This window comes from Flavisolibacter tropicus, assembly GCF_001644645.1.
Lineage (GTDB): Bacteria > Bacteroidota > Bacteroidia > Chitinophagales > Chitinophagaceae > Flavisolibacter > Flavisolibacter tropicus.
The window spans coordinates 1,590,170-1,610,641 of sequence record NZ_CP011390.1; the positions used below are offsets into that span (position 1 = coordinate 1,590,170).

The 20,472-nt window shown below is 40.6% G+C and carries 19 protein-coding genes; 10 read left to right on the forward strand and 9 right to left on the reverse strand.

Annotated features, from left to right (window positions below; all coding sequences use genetic code 11):
• Positions 1-192 precede the first annotated feature (192 nt).
• Positions 193-540 carry a 4Fe-4S dicluster domain-containing protein gene (locus tag SY85_RS06665; protein ID WP_066402685.1) on the reverse strand — a complete coding sequence of 116 codons (348 nt, stop codon included), beginning with the start codon at positions 538-540 and terminating at the stop codon, positions 193-195.
• Positions 541-673: 133 nt separating this feature from the next.
• On the opposite strand from SY85_RS06665, the gene SY85_RS06670 reads away from it, so the two are divergent.
• The 3 genes from SY85_RS06670 (at position 674) to SY85_RS06680 (ending at position 4,600) form a co-directional block, all read left to right on the forward strand.
• Positions 674-1,678 (forward strand): acyl-CoA reductase, encoded by a 1,005-nt coding sequence (locus SY85_RS06670; RefSeq protein ID WP_066402688.1) that lies wholly within the window; start codon positions 674-676, stop codon positions 1,676-1,678.
• A 149-nt stretch (positions 1,679-1,827) separates the two neighbouring features.
• The gene (locus tag SY85_RS06675) at positions 1,828-3,348 is read left to right on the forward strand and encodes a trypsin-like peptidase domain-containing protein (protein ID WP_066402689.1); all 1,521 of its coding nucleotides are present in this window, start codon (positions 1,828-1,830) and stop codon (positions 3,346-3,348) included.
• A 196-nt stretch (positions 3,349-3,544) separates the two neighbouring features.
• Positions 3,545-4,600, forward strand: a complete 1,056-nt coding sequence (locus SY85_RS06680; RefSeq protein ID WP_066402691.1) for a sensor histidine kinase — start codon at positions 3,545-3,547, stop codon at positions 4,598-4,600.
• Positions 4,601-4,705: 105 nt separating this feature from the next.
• Here SY85_RS06680 and SY85_RS06685 read toward each other — a convergent pair whose 3' ends face one another.
• Complete coding sequence (locus SY85_RS06685) at positions 4,706-6,064, reverse strand: alpha-amylase family glycosyl hydrolase (protein WP_066402694.1); 1,359 nt, start codon at positions 6,062-6,064, stop codon at positions 4,706-4,708.
• 128 nt (positions 6,065-6,192) lie between these two features.
• Here SY85_RS06685 and SY85_RS06690 point away from each other — a divergent pair, with 128 nt between their 5' ends.
• Positions 6,193-7,443 (forward strand): 4-hydroxy-3-methylbut-2-enyl diphosphate reductase, encoded by a 1,251-nt coding sequence (locus tag SY85_RS06690; RefSeq protein WP_066402697.1) that lies wholly within the window; start codon positions 6,193-6,195, stop codon positions 7,441-7,443.
• Positions 7,444-7,597: 154 nt separating this feature from the next.
• Here the strand turns inward: SY85_RS06690 and glgP are convergent, their stop codons facing one another.
• A complete protein-coding gene (gene glgP, locus SY85_RS06695; protein WP_066402699.1) occupies positions 7,598-9,259 on the reverse strand; it encodes an alpha-glucan family phosphorylase in 1,662 nt (553 codons plus the stop codon).
• Positions 9,260-9,335: 76 nt separating this feature from the next.
• Positions 9,336-10,310 carry a hypothetical protein gene (locus tag SY85_RS06700; RefSeq protein ID WP_148661127.1) on the reverse strand — a complete coding sequence of 325 codons (975 nt, stop codon included), beginning with the start codon at positions 10,308-10,310 and terminating at the stop codon, positions 9,336-9,338.
• 114 nt (positions 10,311-10,424) lie between these two features.
• On the opposite strand from SY85_RS06700, the gene SY85_RS06705 reads away from it, so the two are divergent.
• Both SY85_RS06705 and SY85_RS06710 read left to right on the forward strand, forming a co-directional pair.
• A complete protein-coding gene (locus SY85_RS06705) occupies positions 10,425-11,099 on the forward strand; it encodes a metal-dependent transcriptional regulator (RefSeq protein WP_066402710.1) in 675 nt (224 codons plus the stop codon).
• The gene (locus SY85_RS06710; RefSeq protein WP_066402713.1) at positions 11,077-12,966 is read left to right on the forward strand and encodes an Nramp family divalent metal transporter; all 1,890 of its coding nucleotides are present in this window, start codon (positions 11,077-11,079) and stop codon (positions 12,964-12,966) included. Before SY85_RS06705 ends, SY85_RS06710 begins: the two co-directional genes overlap by 23 nt.
• 136 nt (positions 12,967-13,102) lie before the next feature.
• On the opposite strand, the gene SY85_RS06715 is transcribed toward SY85_RS06710, so the two are convergent.
• Both SY85_RS06715 and SY85_RS25900 read right to left on the reverse strand, forming a co-directional pair.
• On the reverse strand, positions 13,103-13,555 hold the full coding sequence (locus tag SY85_RS06715; protein ID WP_236938268.1) for a DUF2306 domain-containing protein: 453 nt from the start codon (positions 13,553-13,555) through the stop codon (positions 13,103-13,105).
• Positions 13,543-13,728 (reverse strand): hypothetical protein, encoded by a 186-nt coding sequence (locus SY85_RS25900; protein WP_226999030.1) that lies wholly within the window; start codon positions 13,726-13,728, stop codon positions 13,543-13,545. The genes SY85_RS06715 and SY85_RS25900 overlap by 13 nt, the downstream gene beginning before the upstream one ends.
• A gap of 242 nt (positions 13,729-13,970) precedes the next feature.
• Between SY85_RS25900 and SY85_RS06720 the strand changes: the two genes are divergently transcribed.
• Positions 13,971-14,360: a hypothetical protein gene (locus SY85_RS06720; RefSeq protein ID WP_066402715.1), complete on the forward strand. Its 390-nt coding sequence runs from the start codon at positions 13,971-13,973 to the stop codon at positions 14,358-14,360.
• Between the two features lie 48 nt (positions 14,361-14,408).
• On the opposite strand, the gene SY85_RS06725 is transcribed toward SY85_RS06720, so the two are convergent.
• Entirely contained in the window at positions 14,409-15,467 is a 1,059-nt protein-coding gene (locus SY85_RS06725) for a serine hydrolase domain-containing protein (protein WP_066402717.1), read from the reverse strand.
• 162 nt (positions 15,468-15,629) lie between these two features.
• On the opposite strand from SY85_RS06725, the gene SY85_RS06730 reads away from it, so the two are divergent.
• Entirely contained in the window at positions 15,630-16,517 is an 888-nt protein-coding gene (locus tag SY85_RS06730) for an EamA family transporter (RefSeq protein WP_066402719.1), read from the forward strand.
• 50 nt (positions 16,518-16,567) lie between these two features.
• Here the strand turns inward: SY85_RS06730 and SY85_RS06735 are convergent, their stop codons facing one another.
• Positions 16,568-17,110 carry a hypothetical protein gene (locus SY85_RS06735; protein ID WP_066402722.1) on the reverse strand — a complete coding sequence of 181 codons (543 nt, stop codon included), beginning with the start codon at positions 17,108-17,110 and terminating at the stop codon, positions 16,568-16,570.
• Positions 17,111-17,488: 378 nt separating this feature from the next.
• Complete coding sequence (locus SY85_RS06740; protein WP_066402726.1) at positions 17,489-18,076, reverse strand: Crp/Fnr family transcriptional regulator; 588 nt, start codon at positions 18,074-18,076, stop codon at positions 17,489-17,491.
• A gap of 126 nt (positions 18,077-18,202) precedes the next feature.
• On the opposite strand from SY85_RS06740, the gene SY85_RS06745 reads away from it, so the two are divergent.
• Positions 18,203-19,441, forward strand: coding sequence for an isocitrate dehydrogenase (NADP(+)) (locus SY85_RS06745; RefSeq protein WP_066402729.1), 1,239 nt, complete (start codon positions 18,203-18,205; stop codon positions 19,439-19,441).
• A gap of 208 nt (positions 19,442-19,649) precedes the next feature.
• The gene (locus SY85_RS06750) at positions 19,650-20,420 is read left to right on the forward strand and encodes a hypothetical protein (protein WP_066402733.1); all 771 of its coding nucleotides are present in this window, start codon (positions 19,650-19,652) and stop codon (positions 20,418-20,420) included.
• Positions 20,421-20,472 lie beyond the last annotated feature (52 nt).

Consider the following 20,472-nt stretch of genomic DNA (forward strand, 5'->3'; position numbering starts at 1 on the left):
AAATTATTTGTTACGGGAAGGAAGTTAGTGCAATGGGCTCATAAAAATCTGTGTTAATCCTTATATCAGCCACTCCTGTTTATAGAAATAATAAAGGTGAAGATTTCTTTAACCTTCACCTTCTTACACAGGAAATATCACCTGTTTATTGAAGCAGTTGCCTGCTTTACTTTGTAGTACTAAGTTAACGAATTATATATGTAAACGCTCTTTTTTACCCAACAATTCTTCAACAGTTTCTTGATACATTTCATCTGGAACACAGCAGTCCACTGGACAAACTGCCGCACATTGGGGTTCTTCATGAAAACCCTGACACTCCGTACACTTGCTGGGAACAATATAATAGGTATCAACAGCAATAGGAGCATTGCGCTGGCTAGCATCTACAATCGTACCGTCTACTAAAGTATATTGACCTTTTACGTTTGTACCATCTGCAATAGACCATTCTACCCCACCTTCGTAAATTGCATTATTAGGACATTCAGGTTCACACGCGCCGCAGTTGATACATTCATCAGTTATCTTAATTGCCATAAATTGAACGAGTTGATTTTACATTTGCTGGACAAAAATAATTGGTACGTATCAATTTTCGCTTGTAAAATATACTGATACCCTAAAATCAAGCACTTTATTTGAAGACTAGACCATAAAATATTAATAATACATGCAGTTACAGGACAGAATAGCCCTTTTAGTACGACTAGGTGAATATATGCAGGGCCGCGAGGAAGCTTGGCAAAGCGCAAAACATAAAGCCTTTACTGAAAACAACTGGTTTATCCCAGAATTTATAGAAACTGCTATCCGCCACATAAGCACCGCTTTTTTAGAGGAAAAAGCACTGAAAAACCTAGCGCAAACCTACCAATTAGAAATCCAGCCGGTAACAGCAAAAAAAGTAGGTATCGTATTACCAGGGACTACCCCATTAGCTGGGTTTCATGATATAGTTTCCGTATTCTTAGCGGGTCATTACTCATTGATCAAAACTTCCTCACGAGATGAAGCTTTATTGAAGCATTTAATATATAAGCTTCAGGAATGGCTACCTGGCGACCTACCCTACTTCAATTTGGCGCCAATGCTAAAAGGTTGCGATGCCTATATTGCTACCAATTCAAAAGAGTCAACCACTTCTTTTGACCAATATTTCAGCAAGTATCAAAGTATCATTCGCAGAAACACGACATCTGTTGCTGTTTTAACTGGTCAGGAAACCACTGAAGAGTTAGAAAAGCTGGCAGATGATATACACTTGTATTTTGGATTAGGCTCCAGGAATGTTACCAAGCTATATGTGCCCGAGAACTATGACTTTGTGCCTTTATTGAATGCTTTTAAGAAATATGAGTATTTCAGCAACCATCACAAATTCAAGAATAATTACGATTACAACCTTTCTATTCAGATTTTAAATAATCGTTTCTACATGACCAATGGCAGTATACTATTAACAGAAAACCCAGCCAGGTTTTCTCCTATTAGCCAGGTTTATTATGAGTTTTATTCCAATGTAAACTCGCTCATTTCCCAATTGGAAAAACGAGACGAAATTGAAGGAATCGTAGGTCTGCAGCACATTCCATTTGGTGAGTCCAACTTCCCATCTCTTGCTACCTTTGAAAAAGGTACGAACACTCTGACTTTTTTAAATAACTTAAGCCTTTAAAAAAAGAAACTAGTAGTACTACGAAGACCTTAGTAAATTTATTGTTAAACTGGCTGAGTGGCGTTTTTTTGAGCAAAGAGGATTGTTATTTTGGTTTGCCAAGGCACACATTTTGAAAGTATTACATTACATACTACAAACATTAGAATATGAAAGGAAGACAGATCCTATTGATGTTCCTGATCAGTGCTGTAACAGCATTTGGCAGCATTTGGACCTACAACCGCTTCTTCAACAAGAATGAATATGTTATTGGGTCTGCACAAAATGGCTTGCCCGCCAACTACGCAGGCTTTATTGACGGTAAAACGTCCGGTATCCCCGCCGATATTGTAGATTTCACTAAAGCGGCAAATTCAACGGTTCCTGCAGTTGTACATATTAAAACACGTATTCCTGCAAAAAAACAAACAAACGGAATTAGCAGACGTGGCAGCAATGATCTCTTTGATCAGTGGTTTGATGACTTTTTCGGTAATGGATATGGTCCCAACATTATTCCAGAACAAAGAGCTTCTGGTAGTGGGGTTATCATTAGTGAAGATGGCTACATAGTAACCAACAACCACGTAATTACAAACGGTGGTGAAGGTGTTGCAGATGAAATCACGGTAACGCTACATAACAGAAAAACATACAAAGCTCGTGTGATTGGCCGTGATCCAAGCTCTGATCTAGCAGTTTTAAAGATCGATGGCAACAAGTTTCCCTTCCTAATTTATGGTAACTCAAACAACCTGCAATTGGGTCAATGGGTATTAGCAGTTGGTTATCCACTAACGCTAGAAACCACTGTTACAGCAGGTATAGTTTCAGCAACTGGTCGCACTATCAATATCAATCGTAGACAAAGTGAATCACCAGTTGAGTCCTTTATTCAAACAGATGCAGCAGTAAACCAAGGGAACAGTGGTGGTGCATTAGTAAACACCAATGGAGAATTGGTAGGTATTAACTCTGCTATCTTAGCTCCTAATGGAACATATGCCGGATACTCATTTGCTATCCCAGTTACCATTGTAAAAAAGATTGTTGAAGACATTGTTAAGTTTGGTGATGTACAGCGTGGTTACCTAGGTATTACCTATGCTGCTACAGAAGACATGTCTGAAGACCAGATCAAAGCGCTTGGCATCCCTACTAATCTTGAAGGTGTTTATGTTTCCGGTGTTTCTCCAGATGGTGGCGCAGCCTCTTCTGGTATTAAGAAAGGTGACGTCATTACCAAAGTAAATAATGTAGCTGTTAACAGTGGTTTGGAAATGACAGCTCAAATTGCAAGCTACCGCCCTGGCGACCGCGTTCCTATTACCTACCTGCGTGGGGGTAAGGAATCAACAGTAACCATTACATTAAAGAAAAGAGGTGATGTGGTTTCAATGAATATTGGCAACCAGTTAGGCGCTGAATTAACTACTTTAGATAAATCAAAAGCTCGCCAATACGGTATCCCAGGCGGTGTAGTTGTAAACAGCATTACAGAAGGTGGCCCAATTGGTCGTACGCGTATGCAGGCAGGCTTTATCATTACAAGCGTTAACGGGCAGGATATAACCAGCGTAGAAGAATTAACTAAGATATTAGCTAACGTTGGCGGCCCTGTTAAAGTGGAAGGTATCTATCCTGGATATGATGGTACTTACACTTATCCTTTAAACCTGGAACAATAAAACCGTAAATAAAATTTATTATCAAGATCCCGCTTCTGCGGGATCTTTTCATGTAGGGTCTTATACCTCACTGACAAACGCACATACAAACTCTTAGTGATTCTTTAATAATTTATACTTATAAACTAATAGCACTAAAGGCTACATTACATTTGTAAACCAAAAATGCCTTATTTAAGGGCACTGTAACTGTTTTATGAATTTATCCGAAATAAAGAAACAAGACTGGATTATACTGTATACCATGATGCCAGTGGTTGCTCTTGGGATAAATTTCATTTTATTTGGCAAACGCTTTTTTAGTGATAGAGACACATTCATCTGGGGTTCACTAGCTGCATCAGTTATAGCATTTCTTACTTGGGCTGTACATACATGGACACTAATCTTTGTCCGTAAAAAACTTGACAAACTCTATAAAAAGCAACTGCAGGTTGTTTATACGTTTGTTATACTGATGCTACTAACGATGACAATAGTAGTTAGCGTTTGTTGGATCTACCACACTACACATTTTTTAGGCTTTGTTCTTGACACTAAAACATTTCTAATACTGCTCTCGTTTGGATTGGTGATGAATATCATTGCCACCAGTTTTAATGAAGGCGCCTTTATTAGTGATGATATAAACAAAGCCTCTTTAGAAACCGAGCGCCTAAAGCGGGAAGCTTTACAACGTGAATTAGATAACTTAAAAAGCCAGGTAAATCCCCATTTTTTATTTAACAGCCTAAACTCTCTATCCTCTCTTATTTCAGAAGACCCTACACAGGCAGAAGAATATGTAAACGAAATGAGTAAGGTGTATCGGTATTTTTTACAGGTTAACAATGTAAAACTGGTTACACTGGAAGAAGAATTAAAGTTTATACAAGCCTACTATAACCTATTAAAAACCAGGTATGGAAAAGGCATTTCCTTAAATATAAACATTGACCTGGTGGTAGTAAAATATATGATTCCACCTATGACACTGCAGTTGCTAATAGAAAACGCCGTTAAACACAATAAAGTATTAAAAGACGCTCCTTTAGCCATTACTATTTCTTTGAATGAAAATAGCTGGCTACAAGTAGAAAATAACTTGCAACCCAAACCCGCCAACCTTCACAGTAATGGTATTGGCTTACAAAACATATCAGACAAGTATAAGCTAATGGATTGTGATGATATCATAATTGAAAAAGCAAATAGCTTCTTCAGAGTTTCAGTACCGCTTATAAAACCAGAAGTGCAAGAAGAGGTTTATTAAGATAAAACAGGGCAAACACTACTTCTTTAATATCATTTAATAGCAATAATAAAAAAGGGTAACCAGAACTTTTTGGTTACCCTTTTTATTTACAACATCTTCCTCTTACTTTTCTAATACTACATATTCCCAAGGTTGCAGCAATAGTTGCTTATTGCTTGTTAGATCTACCACACTATTAGTAAATGCATTGCGATAAGTTCCACCTACATGACTGTCAGTCAAATTCACGTTAAGATTACCATTTCTAGATAGATTCAAAACAACAACCACTTGCTTCTCCCCTTTTGTTCTTGAATAAGCAAGAACATTGTGTGGCTCAGAGGTCTGAACGTAATTCACACTTACTTCAGCATTTAAAGCCGGATGATTCTTTCTTAAACCAAATAAGGTTTTATAAAAGGGAGCCAACTCATTCTTTCCATTCCAGGCAATGGTATCTTTTTCAAAAAACTCTAGTCGTTTATGATTAGGCAATTCTTGCCCGCTATAAACCAAAGGAACACCTTGCCAAGTAGAACTAAATACCGCTAAAGCTTTAGCAGCGTCGCCATATTTTTCATACTCTGTACCGTTCCAGCTATTCTCATCATGGTTTGCGGTAAACCAAGCCTTCATACCAGGTGCTTGATTATAGCGATTCAACACGCTATCTATGCTCTCCAATGGCAAATGCTGCTGGTAAAAGTCTTTAGACTTGTGCATCCACGTCCAGGTATATGCTGCATCAAATACCTGCATGTACTCTGGATTATCTAGCGGATCAGTTTCTGCCAGCCAGAACAGCGGCCTTACTTTATCCAGTTCTTTTTTTGCTTCTAACCAGAAATCAAGCTCTACCCAAAAAGCCAGGTCACAACGGAAGCCATCAATTCCTGCCTCCTGCACCCAAAACTTCATAGCATCTATCATGGCTTGACGCATTTGAGGATTCTTATAATCCAGCTCAATGATATCATCCATACCAGAAGCTATTTTAAAATCATTGGTAGCGCTATCCTTTAAGAACCAATCAGGATGTTCCTTGGTCCAGCGATGATCCCAACCTGTATGATTGGCGACCCAGTCAATTATCACTTTAAACCCTTGTGCATGGGCTTCTTTTACCAAATTTTTAAAGTCATTAAAAGTGCCAAACTCTGGATTAATAGCCGTATAGTCTGAACAGGCATAAGGACTCCCTAAAGTGCCCTTTTTATTCTTTTGCGAAATTGGCGTAATGGGCATAAACCATAAGGTTTCTACGCCCATCTCTTTTAAGCGGGGCAGTTCGTTTTTAAAGGCATTAAAAGTGCCTTCCTTGGTGTATTGGCGCACATTGACCTCATAAATATTGGTTGTCTTGATCCAGTCTTTATTGGCGGTATATTCCATTTTTCTTTCCTGATTATTGTTGGTTACAGAATTTGAATTACAAGCAGCTAACCAGCTTGTAATCAGAAGAAAGCCAACGAGTTTTCGCATACGGTGGTTTTATAAAAAGTACCAAAATACTACATTAAAGAACTATTAGCACAATAGGAAGTAATTTTGCATCCAGCAGAAAATAGCTGACCTCCCAGCTTCAGCTGTTGAAAAGACGCAATTGGCATATGAAAACATTTGATGTTCCTGTAAATTACCGCAGTCCCCTGATTTCCGCTATTAAGAAAAAAAGGAAAGAGAGTGACCGGATGAAAAAAGACTTCGCGCCTACGCTTCTGGACTTTGGTCCGGTACAGATCTACCTGGCCCGTCATTTTGGATTTTGTTATGGCGTTGAAAATGCTATTGACATTGCTTTTAAAACAGTAGAGGAAAATAAAGGCAAACGCATCTTCTTATTAAGCGAAATGATTCACAATCCTCAAGTGAATGCTGATCTAAAGGCAGCCGGAGTAGAATTCTTACAAGATACCAAGGGCAAGCAACTGATGCCATTTGAGCAATTAACTGCTGACGATATTGTATTGATTCCTGCTTTTGGCACTACGTTGGAAATTGAAAGCAAACTGAAAGCCATTGGCATTGCCACTGAAAAATATGATACAACCTGCCCCTTTGTTGAAAAAGTATGGAACCGCAGTGAGGTGATCGCCAAAAATGAATACACGATTGTTATTCATGGCAAGCCCAAGCATGAGGAAACAAGGGCAACCTTTTCACATGCTGCCGCCAATGCCCCTTCGGTTGTAGTTACAGATATGAAGGAAGCGCAAGAATTAGCCAAGTATATTTTAGGTGAAAAGCCGGTAGCCCAGTTCTATGAAGAGTTTAAAGGACAATACTCAGAAGGCTTTGATGTAGCCAACCATTTGCAACGCATAGGCGTGGTAAATCAAACCACCATGCTGGCATCTGACACGCAAGCCATTGCCGATTTTTTGAAAGAAACAATGATCAAAAAGTACGGCCTTTCTGAAGCAACAATTAAAGACCATTTCGCAGATACTAGAGATACCTTGTGCTATGCCACAAATGATAACCAAACAGCTGTAATTGGCATGTTAGATGCTCCGGCAGATTTAGCGATAGTGGTAGGTGGTTACAACTCCTCTAACACGTCGCACCTGGTAGAACTCTGTGAAGAAAAATTACCAACCTATTTTATTAATAGTGATGAAAAAATCCTTTCAAAGGAAACGATTCTTCATTACAACTTTCACAACCATACTGAATTGGTTACAGAACAATATTTACCAACCAAGGAACCTGTTAAAATATTGATCACTAGCGGAGCTTCTTGTCCTGATGCTCTTGTTGAAAGTGTAATAAAAAAGTTAGTAGGCTTTTATCCGAACAGTAAGACGATTGAAGAAATAACAGCCAGCCCCCTGTCCCCCGAAGGTGGAACGAAGGCCTAATAAACCTTTCTTATACAAATATTATTACTTATAAATATAAATGAGAAAGCCTCCCTAAAGGGAGGCTTTCTCATTTATATAATTCTTTCCAAATAGCGTCTAATAAAAAAAGTACATCACCACCTTAGTTCCCCCTTCGTGGGACAGGGGCCTCTTACTTATGATTATACAACAACTCGTAGTATTCATTAGCCATGCGGTTGCTGTCAAACTGTAGCTGCACATCGCGCATACCATTCTTTACGATCTGCCTCCAGGTACCATAGTTATCGTAATACAATGGCAGTATCTGGTTGTTCAGGATTTCATAGATCTTGTTCAAATCATATTCATCCTGCTCTTGTGTATGCATATGTGAATAATCAGCTGGCGGCACTACAAATCCATTGTTACCATTGTGTACAAATTCAGGGATCCAACCGTCGTTGGTAGAGAAGTTAACAGCACCATTCATTGCAGCTGTCATACCACTAGTACCTGAAGCCTCGCGTGGTACGCGAGGATTGTTTAACCAACAGTCAGCCGCCTGTTTCATGCGTTTTGACAAGGCCAGCTCATAACCAACCATAACCGCCATGTTCTTATAGTTCTTACTTAAATGCACCAGTTCATTGAACTCAGAAATAGCTGGGTAATCAACCGGGTAAGGTTTACCTGCCCAGATTATTTGTACAGGATATTTCTTATTGTGCATTAAAGCATTGAAACGCTCTATATCTCTAGTGATCAAGTTGGCTCTTTTGTAACCTGCAAAGCGACGTGCCCACACAATGGTAAACACATTAGGGTCTAACAACTTACCCGTTTGATCAGCAACTAGTTCAAAGGCACGTTTCTTCATCCATTTCTTACGGTCGTCAAATGACCAGTCGTCGCCTTCTTCTCTTGCCTTATATAATTGTTTATCGGCCCAGTAACGATAGTTCTGTGCGTTGGTAATGGACAAGATATCACAGATACCATCGTACTTTTTCCACATATGACGAGATACCTCTCCATGCAATTGAGACACACCATTAGCAATACGTGCAAAGCGCAACGCAGCTAATGAATGATTAAACTGATCGTCTGGCATGCCCGTCAATGATTTCACCTCCTCTACCGACAAGCCACAGAAGTAACTCATTTTATGACAGAGGTAGATATCATGCTTTTCATTACCCGCTTCTTCTGGTGTATGCGTTGTAAATACCAAACGCTTTCTTACCTCTTCTTTCTTTCTGCCAAACTTGTTATACAAGTAGAAAGCAGCAGATACCCCGTGGGCTTCGTTTAAGTGATATAATTCTGGACTAAAACCAATTTCATCCAGCAACTTAGCACCACCTACACCCAACAAAATGAACTGCGCCACTTTGGTAGCCACGTTAGCATCATACAAACGGTGAGTGATTGTTTGAGAAACATAATCGTTCTCTGGTATATCGGTAGTCATCAAGAACAACGGTGCAGCGTTAAAGGTCTGCGGAGGCAGATACATTACTTTAACTTTTACCGGGTGTTCATGTATGATGATTTCAAAAGTGATTCCAGTATCTTCTAAAAAGCTGTAGTGCTTTTCCATCCAGGTCACCTGTAAGGTTTGATCCTGATTACGCGCTTGATCATAATAACCATACTTCCACAATATGCCAACCCCTATCAGGTTTTGGCGTAATTCATAAGCACTACGCAAATGAGAACCAGAAAGAAAGCCTAAACCACCACTATAGATTTTTAATGGCTGGTGCACAGCAAACTCCATGGAGAAATAAGCAACTCGTTTATTATAGCGTTCATCAATAGGATAAGGAACCTGAAAGGATCTAAAATTCATGTGAAACTCTTTATAGCACTGCAATTTAGGGGAATTTGCCAAACATTGTGTATCTATGACACAGTGACAAAAAATATTATGATTTTTTCTGCTTTCCGCTTTCAGTCTTGCTTTCCCGCTTTTTAGGGAAAGAGCCTTCAATAATACATTTCACACCACGGTATTGTCCACAGCCTTCCGCTTCTTTTAAACGTACGGAATTAGATGTAAAATGAAACTCTAGTCTGCAGGGGTCTCCACCTTGATTGTAAACAGCTGTTTTACTGGAGGTCATAAGTGCCGTACCTTTTAACTCACCGTTGCACTCGCCATTCATCCGTTCAAAATGAACAAAGAACTGGATTTCCTTTTCATTATGTCCATCACGAATAGAAACAATGTTCCGTTTGTCTTTGATATAGTCTCCGGCAAACGGCGTCTTTTTGGAAAGCGTATCAATGGGGTTAATTAACTCCTGGTTGTTATCTTCAAGAACATCCGTCATAACTAAGGCAAAGCTCTTAGTGGCACCATCAAAAGCATACACATCCTTTCCCTCTACAATCACATCATTTGGCATTTTACGAGAGATAGCACGATTAATTGAAAAGTATTTATCGATAGAACTTACCTGGCTGGTTTTAGGATCTGCATCAGGTACTAAGAATGGAAAGGCATTTAAGAACTGGGCATCCTTATCAAACACTGCTAGCATCGCCGTTTTTTTACCGCCGCTTACCGCTTTAACAACATAATACTGTTCGTTATTGGCCTGCTTAAAGTACACTAAAGGAACATACTTCACCTTAGCAGTTGTTTTACCAAAAAGCTTTGTTTTAACACTATCACTTATATAATGAGCAAACACTTCACTTCTGATAGTAGTGGTGTCTTCGTTATTTAAAAGTCCAGAATCGGTTAGCTGATAGGGTAAGGAAGCTCCTTTAAACCACCCAGTAAACGTTTCATAATTAAATGCAGTGTCACTCTCCTCTTCCTTTGTTGTCGTCTTCTTGTTGTTGTTACATGCCGCTATAGCCAAAAGCAATAAAAAAATGCCGTATCGTACCATATCCTGCATAATTAATATAAATAAATGTAAATATCGACAATCCTTAAAAGGCGGCATAAATTTTACAGTAAGAGAATTAATATTTAGATTAGCCTAAATTTTTAATTAGACAAGGTGAACTTTTCTAACAGTGAAGAAAACTACTTAAAGGCCATTTATCATCTCCAGGCAGAGAGCGATACGGTAAGCACATCAGCTCTAGCTCAGCAGCTGAAAACAAAACCCGCTTCTATTACGGATATGATGAAAAAGCTGAGTGCGAAAGGGCTTCTCAACTACAAGCCTTACTATGGCTTTACTTTAAGTGCAGAAGGCAAAAAGATCGCGTTAACTATTATCCGTCGTCACCGCCTTTGGGAGTTCTTTCTTGCCCAAAAGCTGGGCTTTAATTGGGATGAAGTACATGAAGTAGCAGAAGAATTGGAGCATGTAAGCAGTAAAAAATTAATAGAAAAACTGGATGCTTACTTGGGCTTCCCTGAATTTGATCCACATGGCGATCCTATACCAGACAGTAAAGGCAGAGTGCGCCCTGTACAAAAGATCTCACTATACGAGCTGGCTTTTCATCAGCCCGCCTTTGTACACCATGTCAGCAATCAATCTACAGAATTATTGGAGTTATTAAAACACAAGCATATTACCATCGGCACGCAACTGGAGGTAAAAAAGCATTTCCAATTTGACAACTCGCTACAAATAAAAATCAAAGCCAATAAGACAGAAACGATAAGTGAACAGTTGGCCAAAAACATCTTCGTGACGTATGAACAAGCTAAAAAATATTGATTCTTCCCTAAGTGAGGTGCATAGTAGTGTGGACACCACCGCTACTTCTAAACCCGCATGGAAACGAATATTATCCTTCTTTGGACCAGCCTACCTGGTAAGCGTAGGCTATATGGACCCAGGCAACTGGGCTACAGACCTCGCCGGTGGTAGCCAGTTTGGCTATACATTGATCTGGGTGCTATTAATGAGCAACCTAATGGCCCTGCTCTTACAAAGTTTATCTGCCCGACTAGGAATTGTAAGAGGACGAGATCTGGCACAAGCCAACCGTGAAACCTACCCAAAAGCTGTAAACTTTTGTTTATACCTATTAGCAGAGGTAGCCATTGCCGCCACCGATCTGGCCGAAGTATTGGGTATGGCCATTGGTATTCAACTCTTAACAGGCATGCCGCTTATTTGGGCTGTATCGATAACGGTACTGGATACCTTTATTTTATTAATACTGCAGCGCTATGGTATGCGCAAAATGGAAGCCTTTATTATTACACTGGTAGCCATAATTGGTGTTTCTTTTTTAGTAGAGATCATTTTAGCCAAACCTAACCTGGCAGAAGTAGCTACAGGCTTTGTTCCCTCCATACCCAACGAAACGGCGCTTTACATAGCCATAGGTATTATTGGAGCAACCGTTATGCCGCACAACTTATATCTACACTCTGCGCTGGTACAGACCCGTAAGATTCAACGCGATCATAAAGGCATTAAGCGGGCACTAAAGCTCAATTTCATAGATAGTGCAGTGGCCTTGAACCTTGCTTTTTTTGTTAACGCTGCGATACTGGTATTGGCTGCTGCTGTCTTTTTCAAAACCGGCCGTACCGATGTAGCAGAGATCAGCCAGGCCCACCAGCTACTGGCACCTTTATTAGGTTCCAGCATGGCCCCTACTCTTTTTGCCATTGCTTTAATTGCTGCCGGACAAAGCTCTACTGTTACCGGCACACTTGCTGGCCAGATTGTAATGGAGGGTTATCTACGCTTACGCATCAACCCTTGGGTGCGTCGTTTGCTTACGCGACTGGTTGCCATCATTCCAGCAGTTGTTGTTATCCTGATCAATGGAGAAAAAAATATTGATAGTCTGTTGGTATTAAGTCAGGTGATTCTAAGCCTTCAACTGGGCTTTGCTATCATTCCACTGATCCATTTTGTAAGTGACAGACAAACCATGGGAGAATTTACCATTAAGCCTTCTGTACAATTCTTATCATGGCTGGTTACAGCTGTGTTGGTTTTCCTGAATATACGCATGGTAGTAGGCCAGGCCGGCGACTACTTCCAGGAAAGCGGTCATATTTTCTGGAAAGCCGTTATTATAGTTGGTAGTTTATTGTTTGTAGGCCTGTTGCTTATTTCAATCTTCTACCCCATATTGAAACGCAAGCCAATGGAAGCAGAAATTCCTGTTCACCACTTCCCTTCAGGTGCCATTGGCAATCCGGTGTTACCAGAGTACAAACGTATTGCTGTAGCCCTAGGTTTTGACAAGGAAGATCATTCGCTCCTGGCACACGCTATGGGACAGGCCACACCGAGCACAACGTTTATTTTGATACATATTGTAGAAAGTGTTTCGGCATCTTTCCTCGGCAGTGAAGCCGACGACTTCGAGTCCAGAAATGATAAAGAGAACCTGGAATCCTATGCTGTACAACTAAAGGAAAAAGGCTTACAAGTAGAAGTAGCCTTGGGGTTCCGCAACCGAAAAACAGAAATTCCCCGATTGGTAAAAGATTCCAACGCCGACCTGCTGATCATTGGTGCACATGGACATAAGGGTGTCAAAGATTGGTTGTATGGTGAAACCATTGATGCCGTACGCCACCAATTAAAGATACCGGTGTTGATTGTAAGCGCATAGAGCTGTTTCAGGTTTATCGTTTCAAGTATCAAGGGCTTATACTTAAGCCCTTTTCTATTTTTAAGCTAGTGCATTTTTAAAGTAGTTGAAGTGACAAAAAACTGTTCCTCCAAAATGCCTATTCAAGTATTACTACTTACAGAAAAATGGAGGCCGCCTTTTTTTCATCGACGCGTTGCGCAATAAAATAAGCCACAATCATATTGGGCACCCAACACAACCAGGAAACGATCTTATAGGAGATAAAGTAGTCTCCAATAAGTGATATCAACAAAGGAAGCCATATTCGAAGTGTAACAGCTGCAAAGCAGGCTGCATAACTGTATATCATCATTTTTTGATGTACTACAATGTGCCGATTACGAATAGCGCTATAAGCCATACATGTAGTAGAGATCCAAATAAGGCCCAAAGATGAAAACCCCAATGTTGAAATAAGACCACCGTTTGCAAATTCAGCAATATATAAACTGGCAAGAGCACTTATTAATGCCGCGCCTACATATACCTTCCCTATAGTTTTATGCCGCGGTAACTGTTTATTTTTGAACGCAGTAATAAACTGTGTCCACCCTATTAGCAAAGCCAATCCGCCAAATGTAATATGCGCGTAGAAAAAACTAAATACGGTGTACTGCTAGTAAGCGCTTCTGACTTTGAGCTTAATAATCCAAACCGATTATCATGGAAATAATAGATGGCGGGATAAAGGCCAATCAGTATAGATAAGATAGCAAAGATGATCCACAATCCTCTTTTCATAGATTGGGCTTTTTTAATTTAAGCAGTGCTCATCCCAGATGACGGCTGCAAGTTGATAGAGAATGGATAGCATAGTGCCCACTGCCATCTGCCAACAGCTCTCTGTCAACTATCATCTGTCCTCTACCAACTAAATACACGCTGTTAAAAGTTACATCTTTTTAAAAGTATAGCTGTCATTCCCTAGCTTTACTTTGCTTCAATTTTCAAGGATCATACAGAAACATGGTAACATCTTACATATGGCTTGTGCTTTTATTGGGTTGATCTTGCTATTCACCAATCGCCATCTAATAGCATCAAGAAGAGCACCATTAAAACCCAATGGAAATACTATTATTGAAGCGATTCAGCACACCTATGAAATTGAAGAAATAGAGCTAAAGAAAAGTGTAAGGCAGCATGAAGATGATCCTCTCAAACTAATTGTAAGATTACTTTTTAATCATCCCTTACCAGATGCAGATGTATTAGCTGGTGCAGCACCCCTTATTGCTTCTCAAATAAAAAATGCGCTCCTTCACCCGGAAGATTTTCAATCTTTCAAATTGTACTTTATCAACAAAGAGGAGTCGCAAAAACAATCACGTAATAGCATTTCGCTATTTGAATTTGATGCGTCCAGTATCTAATCGTCTTTAAAATTGTTCACCACTTACCTCCTATTTATTGCAGCCGCTTTATTTCACCCGGCCCATTAGTTCTTTACCCACATCCAGCATTTCTACAATGATCTTTTCATACAGTTTATAACCATTATCGCCATTGGTAAAGATGATCAAACCTTGCTTAGAAGCCGGCAAAATAATAACAAGAGTTCGAACCCCAGCATCACTACCACTATGTGTTACAGCAACTTCTTTATTAGACCCCAAATCTAGGAATAGCTCCCAACCAAGGCTCATATAGCGCCCACCGCTTGTAGGTACCAGTGGACGAATCATTTGATTAAATACCGCTGTATCTAACCCAGCTCCCTGCAATACATACGTTGCAAACTTTCCGTAATCTTCTATGGTAGTTATTAAATCGTCAGCGGCACTGGCAGTAGTCTTTTTATAATCTTGCTCATGTTCAATTCCAGCTGTATCAAACCAGTGCGCAAAGCGGGATTCCTCAATTGATGGATCCCACTTAAACCGGGTATCATACATTTTTAGTGGCTTAAACAAAAGAGAATCAGCCAGTTTATCCAAAGGCTGTTTGAATTTGTTTTCCAATGCCTTCCGTAGGTATTCAAAACCTTCTCCTGAATAGCCGAATTTGGTACCAGGGTCTACATCAAAAGACAGCTTGTTATTTGCATTTAAATATCGCCAATTTTTAAACCCCGTTTGATGACTAAGCACCAATCGCGTTGTTAACATCTTATGCCTGGGATCATTGGCAATATCAGGATCTACCCAATAGTGATATAGTGGCTCGTCCAGGTTCCAACTGCCATTGCTTACCAGTTTTAGTGTTAGCAGTGTAACTATTGGCTTGGTCAGAGATGCCACATTAAACAAGGCATTTGCAGGCGCTGGCACACCCTTTTTCAACTCGCCGTACATGCGAATCTCACGTAGCGCACCATTACTTATAACACCAATGCCCAAGGCGGGCACTTTGTTCTCTTTTATCCATTGCTCTACCTGTAAACGCTTATCAAAAAGAGCAGAATCTGCTTTCTGGGCCATAGCAAATGATGTGCTTAGCAACAGCGTAAACAACGTATAAGAATATACAACAGCGTTCATAAAACAGCCATTTTTCAAGTATTAGAATGAGCAGGTGAGTTTAAAAGTTACAAGAAATAAAACACATTCCCTATCGCAAAACAAGTAATAGCCTCCGCTTTGCTAAACCTAACAAAGCCTTAAACGATCTCTGTAATTTTACTTTTTAAATCCCAACCGCTTTTGTTAGAACCTCTCTATACTACCATTGCCGTTTTACTAAGAATTCTTTCCAACCCTTTGGGAAATGTATTTCAAAAGCAACTTACCATAAAAGGCCATCACCCATTGTTGATCAATTTTCTCACCTACTTCATGCTATCTCTTGTATGCATAGTGATAGCTGTAAGTGTTAGTTGGCCTGTACTATCCTCAACATTTTGGCTATACTCGATTCTCGGTGGTATAGCTGGCGCATTAGGCAATGGTCTTTTAGTAAAGGCATTACAAACGGGCGATCTTTCGGTACTAGGACCTATCAATGCTTACAAGTCAGTGGTAGGTGTTATAGCTAGCGTTTTTCTACTTGAAGAAATACCTAATCTATGGGGACTGTTAGGCATTACCTTGATCATTTGGGGAAGCTATTTTGTATTGGACACTACTGAAGAACGCTTTTCATGGGCGCTATTGAAAAGAAGTGAAATACAGTACCGGATCTGGGCCTTGATATTAACCGCCATAGAGGCTGTTTTTATTAAGAAGGTCATACTGGCCACCTCTCCCACCATTGCCTTTTTTAGCTGGTGTTGGTTTGGCGCCCTGTTTTCTTTTTTATTGTTATTTGTTTATCGGTTACCGGTCAAAACAGAAATAGGCAAGCTAGGCGCGGCTAACGTAAGCAGCTATTTATTTCTTGTTTTATGCATAGGGGTGATGCAGTTTACGACCAACTATGCATTGGATCATATGCCGGTTGGTTATGCGCTGTCGCTATTCCAGCTTTCTACTATTGTAAGCGTACTGCTTGGTCATCGCATTTTTAATGAATCCGATATCCGTAAAAAGCTGATAGGATCCCTGATTATGATAGCAGGTTCAGTAATGATCATACTGTTAAAAAACCGGTAGTAAAAACAGGCGTTGATAAGCAGGTATAAACTAGTGTAATGGCTTATGGGTTACCCACTTAGAAATACTTTACCTTCTAAAACATGTGAATACCCATTAACCAAATAACCGGTCAACTTCTCTTCCTGTAAGGCATCGTTGTAGGCAGTTATTGCCCTCTGATTGAACTCTATATCACTTGGTTGACAATAAGGCGATTCAAATGACAAAAGGTTATGCGTAAAAGTGGAACTTACTATTGTTTCCTTGAATGCTGTTTCTACTACAGCCACGCCACAGGTCTTCAGGAGCTCTAGCTTTACGGCTTCCTTACTCTTTCCGTTCATCAGTTTCTTGTGAGCCCAACCCGTAAGTGTGCCTATAAAGCCTCGCTTCTTTAATTCTTGAGGCAACAAGTGATACACTTCTGCAGCGAGCTTACTGGCCTCACCAAACTCCACCGCCCGTTTTCTACTGCCTTCAAAGGCTTTGTCTTCATAGAAGCGTTTTTTATCCAGCGTACCCTTGGTGCGTATACAAAAGACATCCCGCCACTGGTAGTAGAGCAGGTTGCCCTGCCGGCCAATATAGTATTGATTCTTTTGTTTAGCCATACGGTAGAAAGCGGTTTAATACTAAATTATTTAGCAAATTTACCATTCTAACCACCCCTTTCCAAGTCTTCCGCCACCTTTACTTATACACATGTAATAAAAGCAAACTATGAGCTTTGAGCTGCCGGCTATAAGAAAGAATACCGTGGTCTCGGCAGCACATACTAGCCTTTTTCTACGCTAAAAGGTAAGCCCACTTTCTGCCCCAGGATTGCCAGTGTTCTGACCAACTCCGTATCCTTACGGGGTTGGCTAAAGCTCATCTAGGGTCCGGGCGTAGCTTAAATAGCTCATAACCACAGATAGCCATTGATCCGCCTTAAATGATGGTTTTGAATGAAACCTGTAACGAGAAACTTGAAACCCCAATTACCTTGGTTATTTCTTTTCCCTCAGAATATGCTTAAACCGGCTAAAGGTTTCCGGTTGAATGTTGAGGTAAGATGCCAGGTATTTTTGAGGTACCCGTTGCAGCAGCTCGGGGTTGCGCTCCATAAATTTGAGAAAGCGCTCGCGGGGCGTTAGTTTTAGCGCTAGCATTTGCCATTTGTTTTGCGACACAAAGGAGAAGGTAATAACCAGTCGCCCCAGTCGCTCCATTTTATGGTTGCTGGAATAGATCTGTTCCAGGTCATCAAAACTAATGGAGGCAATAGCTGTTGGCTCCAGCGCTTCTATCGTATACTCCGAAGGTGTTCGGCTATGAAACGATTCCTGGGCGTGAATGATCTGCCCTTCTGTGGCAATCTGAACAATATGCTCCTCCCCATCCTGCTTATAATATTTGAGAGCCAGGCCCTCCAATATAAAATTGAAAAACTGCTCAACTTCTCCAGTTGAGGTAATTATTTCTCTTTTTTTAAAATGCCGCACCTGAATATACGGCTTTAAATACTGGTCAAATTCGTCGTGACTTAACTCAACAAACTTGTGCAGATAGAGGAATAAGGGATGTAAACTGACCATATGGGGTGGTTTAAAGGTGGAGACCCTTTGGTGACTGTACTTTATCAGCTTAGAAACTGCAAAAACTATACTATGTTAAATCCCTTAGCTTTGCGATTCTGTTTTAAAAACTAAACCACAGCTAAAATGACGCAGAAGATTAAAGTAGCTAACCCAGTAGTAGAACTGGATGGCGATGAAATGACCCGTATTATCTGGAAGTTTATTAAGGACAAACTGATCCTGCCCTATATCGACGTTGACATCAAATACTTTGATCTGGGTGTAGAATATCGTGATCAAACAAACGACCAGGTTACTATTGATGCCGCTAACGCTATCAAACAATATGGCGTAGGTATCAAATGCGCTACCATTACTCCAGACGAAGCTCGTGTAGAAGAGTTTAAGCTAAAACAAATGTGGAAGAGCCCTAACGGTACTATTCGTAACATTTTAGATGGTACAGTATTCCGCGAGCCTATCGTTATTAAAAATATCCCGCGCCTGGTTACTACCTGGGATCAACCGATCGTAGTTGGTCGTCACGCTTTTGGTGACCAGTACCGTGCTACTGACTTTGTAGTAAAAGGTAAAGGCAAGCTAAAAATAACCTTTGAAGGTGAAAACGGCGAAAAACAAGAATTTGAAGTTTACAACTATACTGGAGAAGGTGGTGTAGCCCTGGCTATGTACAACACCGACGAGAGCATCCGTGGCTTTGCCCGCAGCTGTATGAATATGGCGTTGCAAAAAGGCTGGCCGCTTTACTTAAGCACGAAGAACACCATCCTGAAAAAATACGATGGTCGCTTCAAAGACATCTTCCAGGAAGTATTTGACAATGAGTTTGCTACACAGTTCAAAGAAGCAGGTATTGTTTACGAACACCGCCTGATCGATGACATGGTAGCTTCTGCTATGAAGTGGAACGGTGGCTTTGTATGGGCTTGTAAGAACTACGATGGCGACGTACAAAGTGATTCAGTAGCACAAGGTTTCGGTTCTTTAGGTTTGATGACTTCTGTATTGGTTACACCTGATGGTAAGACCATGGAAGCAGAAGCAGCACACGGTACCGTTACCCGCCACTACCGCGAGCACCAAAAGGGTAACCCCACTTCTACCAACCCTATCGCTTCTATCTTCGCATGGACACGCGGTTTAGCTTTCCGTGGTAAACTGGATGGCAACCAGGAGCTGATTGACTTCTGTAATGCTTTGGAAGCTGTTTGTATTGAAACAGTTGAAAGCGGTAAAATGACCAAAGACCTGGCGCTGAACGTTAACCCTAGCGGTAAGCTGGTTGCTGGTAAAGATTTCCTGTACACCGAGCAGTTCTTAGACGCAATCGACGAGAACCTGCAAAAGAAAATGGCTAAATAAGTAGCTGTTACATAAAATAAAAAAGCCCCGCAAATGCGGGGCTTTTTTATTGGTTTAAGGTTAAAGGTCTACGATTTAGAGCTGTTTGATCCAATCAGGCTTTCTAGATCCTCACAACCTTAAACCTTAACCTTGAAACTTTAACTGCTACGCCAGAGCTACCATTCATTACGGCATAACATTTTATATAGTTTAGGAAAAGCAGATTATGAAGCGTCAGAATAACAACGATAAAAGAGGTTCAAACATACCAGAAAACAATCCATCAAAAGCCATGGATAGTAAACGGGAAGTAGAACAATCGCCAGATAATAAAACGGATCAGGATTTTCCCGGCTACCCGCACTATCCAGCAAAAGAAGATATAATGGACCAGCGCACCGACACGAAGCGGGTAGATATGGATATGGAAGAGCTATCAAATGCGAAGAATAGAACAGGTGTTAGCCAGCGTTATAGTAGTGAAAATGAGGAAGAACAACGCAGTAGCAGAGCCAATCCACAACAAGAAAATGATGAATTTTCAGATTTAAATCCGCGAACTCCTGCTTCTAATGACAGCTTAGAAACTACTAATTCAAGACTTTCTGAAATAGGTATTCCGCAGAATGTAGAAAACAGCGATTTAGACAGAGACCGCCCAGGAACAGACCTGAATGAAGCGGCTACCGATGCCGACGTAAGCCGGGAAGAGCGTATGGCCCTGGAAAATATGTACATGCCTACTAACGATGAGGAGAACCTCCGCAGATCCAGGCTAGATAACACGGACTTTGATGGCGATGAACTAAACGAGGGGAGCTTTGGAGAAGTACTGAGTAGTGCAGAACTGGACATTCCTGGCGAAGTAGACGAAACGTTAACTACCTCCATGGGCCAGGGTGACGAAGAAAATAAATACTATAGTTTAGGAGGCGACCGCCAGGAAAGTAACGATGAAGACCCCTATTCTGGTCCCGTACGCGGCAATGAAGCCTGAAGTAAAACGTTCATTAATCAATGAAGGGCAGCCACGTGCTGCCTTCCTTATT

Excerpts from the sequence above, each read along its gene's own strand:
- SY85_RS06665 (WP_066402685.1), bottom strand. The coding sequence starts at position 540 with ATGGCAATTAAGATAACTGATGAATGTATCAACTGCGGCGCGTGTGAA.
- SY85_RS06670 (WP_066402688.1), top strand. The coding sequence starts at position 674 with ATGCAGTTACAGGACAGAATAGCCCTTTTAGTACGACTAGGTGAATAT.
- SY85_RS06675 (WP_066402689.1), top strand. The coding sequence starts at position 1,828 with ATGAAAGGAAGACAGATCCTATTGATGTTCCTGATCAGTGCTGTAACA.
- SY85_RS06680 (WP_066402691.1), top strand. The coding sequence starts at position 3,545 with ATGAATTTATCCGAAATAAAGAAACAAGACTGGATTATACTGTATACC.
- SY85_RS06685 (WP_066402694.1), bottom strand. The coding sequence starts at position 6,064 with ATGCGAAAACTCGTTGGCTTTCTTCTGATTACAAGCTGGTTAGCTGCT.
- SY85_RS06690 (WP_066402697.1), top strand. The coding sequence starts at position 6,193 with ATGAAAACATTTGATGTTCCTGTAAATTACCGCAGTCCCCTGATTTCC.
- glgP (WP_066402699.1), bottom strand. The coding sequence starts at position 9,259 with ATGAATTTTAGATCCTTTCAGGTTCCTTATCCTATTGATGAACGCTAT.
- SY85_RS06700 (WP_148661127.1), bottom strand. The coding sequence starts at position 10,310 with ATGGTACGATACGGCATTTTTTTATTGCTTTTGGCTATAGCGGCATGT.
- SY85_RS06710 (WP_066402713.1), top strand. The coding sequence starts at position 11,077 with ATGAACAAGCTAAAAAATATTGATTCTTCCCTAAGTGAGGTGCATAGT.
- SY85_RS25900 (WP_226999030.1), bottom strand. The coding sequence starts at position 13,728 with ATGAAAAGAGGATTGTGGATCATCTTTGCTATCTTATCTATACTGATT.
- SY85_RS06720 (WP_066402715.1), top strand. The coding sequence starts at position 13,971 with ATGGCTTGTGCTTTTATTGGGTTGATCTTGCTATTCACCAATCGCCAT.
- SY85_RS06725 (WP_066402717.1), bottom strand. The coding sequence starts at position 15,467 with ATGAACGCTGTTGTATATTCTTATACGTTGTTTACGCTGTTGCTAAGC.
- SY85_RS06735 (WP_066402722.1), bottom strand. The coding sequence starts at position 17,110 with ATGGCTAAACAAAAGAATCAATACTATATTGGCCGGCAGGGCAACCTG.
- SY85_RS06740 (WP_066402726.1), bottom strand. The coding sequence starts at position 18,076 with ATGGTCAGTTTACATCCCTTATTCCTCTATCTGCACAAGTTTGTTGAG.
- SY85_RS06745 (WP_066402729.1), top strand. The coding sequence starts at position 18,203 with ATGACGCAGAAGATTAAAGTAGCTAACCCAGTAGTAGAACTGGATGGC.
- SY85_RS06750 (WP_066402733.1), top strand. The coding sequence starts at position 19,650 with ATGAAGCGTCAGAATAACAACGATAAAAGAGGTTCAAACATACCAGAA.